The 7,910-nt window shown below is 41.0% G+C and carries 5 protein-coding genes and 1 pseudogene; 4 read left to right on the plus strand and 2 right to left on the minus strand.

Going from position 1 to position 7,910, the window contains the following annotated elements; translation table 11 throughout:
* Nucleotides 1-13: 13 nt before the first annotated feature.
* From V7K89_RS24180 to V7K89_RS24195, 4 genes are all read left to right on the plus strand, one after another.
* Nucleotides 14-2,644, plus strand: coding sequence for a DNA polymerase III subunit alpha (locus V7K89_RS24180; protein WP_335191670.1), 2,631 nt, complete (start codon nucleotides 14-16; stop codon nucleotides 2,642-2,644).
* A 79-nt stretch (nucleotides 2,645-2,723) separates the two neighbouring features.
* Nucleotides 2,724-2,915: a hypothetical protein gene (locus V7K89_RS24185; protein WP_335191672.1), complete on the plus strand. Its 192-nt coding sequence runs from the start codon at nucleotides 2,724-2,726 to the stop codon at nucleotides 2,913-2,915.
* The gene (locus V7K89_RS24190; protein WP_335191674.1) at nucleotides 2,908-3,060 is read left to right on the plus strand and encodes a type II toxin-antitoxin system RelE/ParE family toxin; all 153 of its coding nucleotides are present in this window, start codon (nucleotides 2,908-2,910) and stop codon (nucleotides 3,058-3,060) included. Before V7K89_RS24185 ends, V7K89_RS24190 begins: the two co-directional genes overlap by 8 nt.
* 35 nt (nucleotides 3,061-3,095) lie before the next feature.
* On the plus strand, nucleotides 3,096-3,305 hold the full coding sequence (locus tag V7K89_RS24195; protein WP_335191676.1) for a helix-turn-helix domain-containing protein: 210 nt from the start codon (nucleotides 3,096-3,098) through the stop codon (nucleotides 3,303-3,305).
* A gap of 224 nt (nucleotides 3,306-3,529) precedes the next feature.
* Here V7K89_RS24195 and V7K89_RS24200 read toward each other — a convergent pair whose 3' ends face one another.
* On the minus strand, nucleotides 3,530-5,248 hold the full coding sequence (locus tag V7K89_RS24200; RefSeq protein WP_335191678.1) for an Rqc2 family fibronectin-binding protein: 1,719 nt from the start codon (nucleotides 5,246-5,248) through the stop codon (nucleotides 3,530-3,532).
* 590 nt (nucleotides 5,249-5,838) lie between these two features.
* Nucleotides 5,839-7,074: pseudogene (locus V7K89_RS24205) on the minus strand (glycosyltransferase family 4 protein); the annotation flags it as partial.
* Between the last annotated feature and the right edge of the window lie 836 nt (nucleotides 7,075-7,910).

The following is a 7,910-nucleotide window of genomic DNA, read 5'->3' on the forward strand; positions in this document are numbered from 1 at the left end:
GTTGGAGATGCTTATGTCCTTTGTTCCTCTACATATTCACAGTGACTATAGTTTGCTTGATGGGGCAAGTCAGCTTCCAGAGTTGGTGGATCGAGCGATCGCACTGGGAATGAAAGCGATCGCCCTTACCGATCATGGTGTCATGTATGGAGCCGTTGAACTGATCAAAATTTGTCGTAGTCAAAATATTAAGCCGATAATCGGCAATGAAATGTATGTAATTAACGGCGATATTGAGAGACAAGAACGCCGCCCTAAATATCATCAAGTTGTTTTAGCTAAAAATACTAAAGGTTACAAACATTTAGTTAAATTAACCACGATTTCTCACCTCCAAGGTGTTCAAGGCAAAGGGATTTTTTCTCGTCCTTGTATTAATAAAGATTTATTAAAAGAATATCATGAAGGTTTGATTGTCACCAGCGCTTGTTTGGGTGGAGAAATTCCCCAAGCAATTCTCAGTAATAGACCAGATGCAGCCCGAAAAGTTGCTCAGTGGTATAAAGATGTATTTGGTGATGATTATTATTTAGAAATTCAAGATCACGGCTCTCAAGAAGACCGAATTGTTAATGTTGAAATAGTTAAGATTGCGCGGGAATTAGGGATTAAAATTGTTGCTACCAATGATTCGCATTTTATTTCTTGTTTTGACGTTGAAGCTCACGATGCTTTGCTATGCATTCAAACTGGCAAGTTAATTATTGAAGATAAGCGGATGCGTTATAGCGGTACAGAGTATCTCAAGTCTGGCGAGGAGATGCAGCAGCTATTTCGCGACCATTTGCCGGATGATGTAATTGCAGAAGCTGTAGCCACTACTGGAGAAGTCGCTGATAAAGTCGAGCCTTACCATATTATGGGTGAGCCTCAGATTCCTACACCTCCCATTCCCTCCGGTCATACTGCTGACACTTACGCCGAAGACGTTGCATGGAGCGGACTTTTAGAACGGTTAAATCGCAAATCTCGCCAAGAAGTTGATTCCGTTTATAAAGAAAGATTGGAATACGAGCTGAAAATGATTCAGCAGATGGGTTTTTCCAAATACTTTTTAGTTGTATGGGACTACATCAAATTTGCTAGAGATAATAACATTCCTGTGGGCCCAGGTCGCGGTTCGGCGGCTGGTTCATTAGTTGCTTATGCAATGCGAATTACTAATATTGATCCTGTACATCATGGGTTACTATTCGAGCGTTTCTTGAACCCAGAACGAAAATCTATGCCTGATATTGATACGGATTTCTGTATTGAACAACGGGATAAAGTGATTGATTATGTAACTGAGAAATATGGTGCAGATAGAGTTGCCCAAATTATTACTTTTAATCGTCTAACTTCTAAAGCTGTTTTAAAAGATGTCGCCAGAGTATTAAATATTCCTTACGGGGAAGCTGATAAAATGGCGAAATTAATTCCTGTGGTGCGGGGGAAACCAACTAAACTCAAGGTGATGATTTCCGATCAAACTCCAGAACCAGAGTTTAAAGACAAATATGATAAAGATCCGCACGTTCGCCATTGGCTTGATATGGCCATGCGAATTGAAGGAACTAACAAAACTTTTGGTGTTCATGCAGCGGGTGTAGTAATTTCTGCCGATCCACTTGATGAAATTGTACCGCTACAGAAGAATAATGACGGTTCTGTAATTACCCAGTATTTCATGGAAGACCTGGAATCAATGGGTTTATTGAAAATGGATTTTCTAGGTTTGCGGAACCTAACGCTGATTCAAAAAACCCTTGATTTAATTCAAGAAACGAGAGGATATCGGGTCGATCCCGATGAAATTCCTCGCCAAGAAAGAAAAGCCCAGAGGATATTAGCAAAAGGTGAACATAGCACTCTACCAAAAGATGTACAAAAAACTTATGAACTATTAGAAGCAGGTGAGTTAGAAGGGATATTTCAATTAGAATCTTCTGGGATGCGTCAGATAGTGCGAGATTTGAAGCCTTCTAATATAGAAGATATTTCTTCTATTTTGGCACTTTATCGACCTGGGCCACTAGATGCGGGACTGATTCCTAAGTTTATTAACCGCAAACATGGTCGAGAAAAAATTGATTATCAACACCAAATTCTAGAATCAGTATTAGACGAAACTTATGGAATTATGGTCTATCAAGAGCAAATCATGAAAATTGCTCAAGATATGGCGGGATATTCTTTAGGACAAGCTGACTTGCTGCGTCGGGCGATGGGTAAAAAGAAAGTTTCTGAGATGCAAAAGCAGCGAGAAAAATTTGTGGATGGCGCAGCGAAAAATGGCGTTCAGAAAAAAGTTGCGGATGAGTTATTTGAGCAAATGTTAAAGTTTGCAGAATATTGTTTAAGCTATGACACGGAAATATTGACAGTAGAATATGGATTAATGCCGATTGGGAAAATTGTTGAAAAAGGCATTGAATGTACTGTGTACAGCGTTGATGATAATGGAAATATTTACACGCAACCTGTAGCACAGTGGCACGATCGCGGGGAACAAGAGGTGTTTGAGTATAGCTTGGAAGATGGTTCAATAATTCGGGCAACAAAAGACCATAAATTTATGACTGTTGATGGTCAAATGTTGCCAATTGATGAAATATTTGAACGTGAATTAGATTTAATGCGGATTGAGAGTTTACCGAATTGAGAGGACAGGCAGTGGGAGCATTCTCGGCTTGCTATATGAATGAAATGTCTGACTTTTTTTATAGGACTTTTCATATAAAATGGACGATGGTGAGGATATTACAGAAATTCCTTTACGACCTCTGGTTTGGATGGGAGACTCTCTCAAAAATATTTGCTTATTTCCTGAAAAGGTGCGTGCATCAGTAGGCTATGCGCTGCAATTGGTGCAAGCAGGGGAAACACCAATGGATGCCAAGCCTTTTAAAGGCGTTGGAAGCCGGCGTGTATGAAATTATCAAACGCTACGATACTGATACTTACAGAGCAGTCTATGCAGTAAAGATTGCAGAGAAAATCTATGTCCTGCACGCTTTTCAGAAAAAATCAAAGCAGGGGATTAAAACCCCACAAGCTGATGTTGACCTGATTAAATAACGCTATAAGGACGCAGTGGTAAGGGAGAAACAACAATGACACAGGAACCCGTTTTTGAACAAAGCAGTGGGAATGTGTTTGCTGACCTCGGTTTGTCGGATACTTCGGAACTTTTTACACGAGGCAAGATAGGGATTCAGGTATTGCGCCTCCTCTCTCAACGCAACCTGAAACAGCGCGAAATCAGCGAACTTCTTGGCATTTCCCAGCTAGAAGTATCTCATTTGATCAAAGGAGAGTTTTAAAGGTTCAGCGAGGGCAAACTCCTCATTTTCCTCAAGCGCCTCGATATGGAAATCAGCTTGCATCTTCGCCCTCGTCATGCGCTGGGACAATCTGCTGAAACTGTGATATCGCTATAGGGCAGGATAGAAGCGATGTTGGGTTTAAACAAAGTAGTAGTGGGGAGTAGGCTGAGGGGCATGAGGGAGCAGAGGAGCATAGAGAAATGCCCAATGCCCACCAATGACTAGACTATTTGCGGTTTTCCCCAAAGTATGCTTTCTTGCTTGTAAATGGCAATTCCCGGTTTTGCTCCTTTAGGTTTGTAGACGTGTTTTAGCTGAGTGTAAACTACTGGCACTTGCTCACTGTGACGGGCGCGACTGTAATATGCAGCAAGATTAGCTACAAATTGCAAATCAGCTTCTTCTGCAACAGCACCTGGTTCTAGACGTAGTAACACATGGCTTCCTGGAATTTCTTGAGCGTGGAACCATAAGTCATAATCGCCTGCTACACGAAAGGTCAATTGGTCATTCTGGCGATTGTTACGACCGATTAATACTTCAAAACCACCGGGGGTAAGGTAACGATAAAAGTTAGTGCTGGGAGGTTCGTTTGCACTGCGGCTGCGGTATTCTGGATCTTCGAGATACTTTTGCCCAATCAACTCTTCGCGGATTTCTTCTAAAGCTCGTAAATCTTCTGCTGTTTGGTAGGTGTCTATCTGAGCGATCGCAGCTTCTACTTGCTCTAAATACTCAATTTCTGTCTGTACTTCCAATAGTAGCGGTTCGACAGCAGCACGAGCGCGTTTCAGCTTTTGGTTTTGTTTATAAAGACTTTGAGCATTTTGGACGGCATTTTTATCTGGTTGGAGAGCGATCGCTACTGGCAAATTTGTCTCAAAATCAGCAATGATAATTTCTTTCATCCCCGGTTCCCAGTTTTGCAGGTGAGCCATCAATAAATCAGCTTTTTGCCGATACTCATCGGCTCGATCTGATTGCTGCAAGCGCGTCTGAAAGGTTTGAGCTTTATTCCGTAATTTCGCCAGAATATTATTCAATTTCTGACTCAACTGATGACGCAATTGGGAAAATAACTGTTGATCAATCTGATTACTGTAATAGCGGTTGAGCAACTCCTGGATATTTTTGACCTTTTCAACTTCACCCCAACCCATTACGGTGTAACCATCTTTTGTCCAAGCAGGTTGAAATTTACTAGAATCCAAGGCTTGCAGCCATTCTTGCCAACGCTCAAACAGCCGTCGCCAGTCGTCAGGGTTGAGAGTATCAGTAGATGTTTCTGGTGCGATATTTGCTTCTACCAGCATTAACTCCAGTAGTGCTGCACTCAAACCACTATAACTTTTGAGCAATTGCCGCTTGATTGCTCCTGGTAATAAACTTACCCGTTCTTGCCAACGTTCTTGGGATTCATTCAAGTAGGGGACACTTCCAGTCAGTTTCGGTGGTGTTTCATAAGGTTGTCCGGTGAGTATGGGACGTATACTAGATTGTTGCTGACTGACTTGATGAGCGGCGGTGATAATTATATTGTTAGCGTCGGTGAGAATGACGTTGCTATACTTGCCCATGATTTCTGCATAGACATGATATAGGGCGCTTTCTCCAGGACGACGGGCAAATTGCAAATCAATAACACGCTCCCAAGGAGCGATCAAAGCGATCACCACCAATGCTAAACCACCCAATTGGTGAATCAGTTGTTGGCTAAAGGTAAAGGTATCTGGCGATCGCGGTGGCGGATCGCCAATACAAATATGTGCAGCTTGGGGATGCCAAGAAATCTGTAGCCAATCTCGCTGTTCTAGGGTGCGTAATGCCATCGCAATCGTGTAGCGATCGCGCTGGTAAACCTGTTCTAGGCGTGATGGTAGCCAGTTAGCGCGGATTTCGCTACAAGCAGCTGTGAGAGTGGTAAAGTCAACTGGTTGCAAAGCGATTAGTTGTTAACATTCAAATGGTAGCGATCACTATGCTTTTATTTTTGTTTAGTTAAAGCATAACAGACCTCACCTATCATAGCGGTTACTTGGGTTGGTGATAGCTGCGAATCAAAAAACCCAGAAATTATCATCTGATAAGTTCTGCGTTTAAGTAATAAATTCGTTTTTTATACAATTTGTTTTTGGTATTGAGTTTTCCAAACTCAAGTGATCGCTGTCAAAGTTGAAGAAGTATTCAAAATTCAGAATTCAGGAGTCAGAATTACTCTTGCGGAGACTTAAACCCGTTTATTCAGATGCTAGCGGACTCGTTAAGGTTGCACTATCCACCAGTTTCACAGAATTCAATTCTAAATTCTGGCTTCTGACTCATGAGTTCTACTTTGTTAAACCCAAAATATTATCCGAGTTACTCACTCGCCATTATCTATTAAGCAAAAGCGTCATTTAGCAACCAAAACTGGTTCTTTTGCTGCTGATTGTACTAGTTCTGTGGTTGAGTATACTAGTTCTTTTGCTGCTGATTGCACTAGTTCAGCGGTTGAGTGTACTAGTTCTTTTGCTGTTGACGCTACTGTTTGTGGCTCCATCAGTTGGGTGTAAAGTTCACTCAGTTGATGTGCGACACCATCCCAGCTAAACTTAGTTTCGACGCGCTTTCTACCAGCTTTACCCAATTCATCTCGCCATTCTGGATTTAAGAGAATTCGGTCAATAGCAGAAGCAAAGGCATTTACATCTTGCGGTGCAGCTAATAAACCAGTTTTTTCATTAACTACAGTAAACTGAAGTCCACCGACATCACTTGCTACCACTGGTGTACCGCTTGCCATTGCTTCAATCGCCACTAATCCAAAGGGTTCGTAGTGACTGGGAACAACGCAAACATCGGCAGCGGCGTAATAAGTTGGTAAAACATCTTGACTCAGACGACCAGCAAAGGTGGTAAAGTCGCTCATTCCTAATTCGTTGACGATTTGCTCGATGCGATCGCGCTCAATTCCGTCACTGTTACCTGGAGTACTACCACCACCAATAATTAGCTGGAGATTGTTGGAGTCGCGTAGCTCAGACTCATTTAATGCTCGCACCAAGGTTTCTATACCTTTGCGTTGGTCAAAACGCCCTACATACAATACGACTTTGGCTTCTTTGTCAATTCCCAATTCAGCCCTGGCTGCTTTTCGTGCAATCGAACCAAATCGCTGAATATCTGTACCACAGGGAATAATGTCGATATTACCTTTTGTAGAAACTAGCGATCGCATGTGTTCTTCTTCTTGCGGACTCGTCGCTACAATTCGATCTGCTATTTCCAAAACCTGTTTTTCTACTGCTAATCGCTGACTAGCAATCAAAGGAATATTATCTATAGTGTTATACTTGACTGCTCCTAAGGAGTGGTAGGTGTGAACTTGTTTACTCTTTTGGATTTTATTTAACTGCATCCCCACCCAACTAGAGTGCCAATAGTTAGTGTGAACTAACTGGTATGTAGTTTTATTTTTTACTTGAAATTTAAGTAAATTATCTATAAATTCTGGCAGAAATTCAAAAAGATCATCTCGTGGCACAAACTCAAGGGGACCAGCTTTTAAACGAATAGTTCGACAATTGTTGCTATGTTCAACAATCGAGTCTTGCTCCAGACTCACTTTGCGGGTAAACATATCAACTTGCCATCCTAGTTGCGCTAGTGCTTCACCTACGTTGCGCACATAAACATTTTGTCCCCCAGCTTCTTCTTTCCCTATTTCAATCGCTGGGTCTCCGTGGACGGAAATCAAGGCGATACGTTTTTCGGTGGTAGAGTTCATAGTTTGTGTGTTGCTGATTTTAACAAAAAAGTTTTAGATTGTTCCAAGCTCGTGTTTAGCACACTTGCATGAATTGTGTAGGAACTTTGATTATTGTTGGTTTTAATTTACTATGTCTAATTTTTTTTTACATCCTCTGTCAGAAGTAGACTTTTAAGTTAAATACAAATATTTAATTTCTTGAGATATAGGACATTGTTATATCCGTATCTCATACTTTTGATAGATAAAATGGTATTTTTCACTTCTCTCTAGCTTTAATTTCATCGATATGACAATAGATATGGCAATTTTAATTTGCTCTCTATCTAAAGACTCAACTCCCAAATTCTGTGAGGATACAGCTAGATAATAGGGGGTAAGACCCCCTAAAACATCTCAAAGCAAGAAGTCAGGAGATATAAAAAAAGTAGAGGTATGACGCTGCATTCAAAAAATTAAAGGAAAATAGCAAGAACAAAGAGCACAAATAGCGCTTGCATTATTCCCAAAAGGAAATATGTACATGAAAATGTACGATGATTTGCGAGTGTTATACGCAGACAAAGATTTTGCTGTCTTATTCATAGCTGGGTGTGGACAATCAGCAATATCTCTAGGTAAGCTGGATTATAAGTAGGTTTGACCTGCGACAAACACCGTTATGCTACGCGATAATATTCCCTACATATACTTAGATGTTTTCAAAAATAAAATAGGCTTGCTATAGGATAAAAATATATTTATTCAGCTTATATTCTCTAAACCATGTCTATCTTGAAACCCGTAGTTTTTCCTCATCTTCTTCAAGGTGATTTTTCACCCACAAGCGCTCGCAAATTTCAAAAGGATGGGAA

This window comes from Nostoc sp., from assembly GCF_036917515.1.
In the GTDB taxonomy this organism is placed as follows: Bacteria; Cyanobacteriota; Cyanobacteriia; order Cyanobacteriales; family Nostocaceae; genus Nostoc.

Excerpts from the sequence above, each read along its gene's own strand:
- V7K89_RS24195 (WP_335191676.1), top strand. The coding sequence starts at position 3,096 with ATGACACAGGAACCCGTTTTTGAACAAAGCAGTGGGAATGTGTTTGCT.
- V7K89_RS24180 (WP_335191670.1), top strand. The coding sequence starts at position 14 with ATGTCCTTTGTTCCTCTACATATTCACAGTGACTATAGTTTGCTTGAT.
- V7K89_RS24185 (WP_335191672.1), top strand. The coding sequence starts at position 2,724 with ATGGACGATGGTGAGGATATTACAGAAATTCCTTTACGACCTCTGGTT.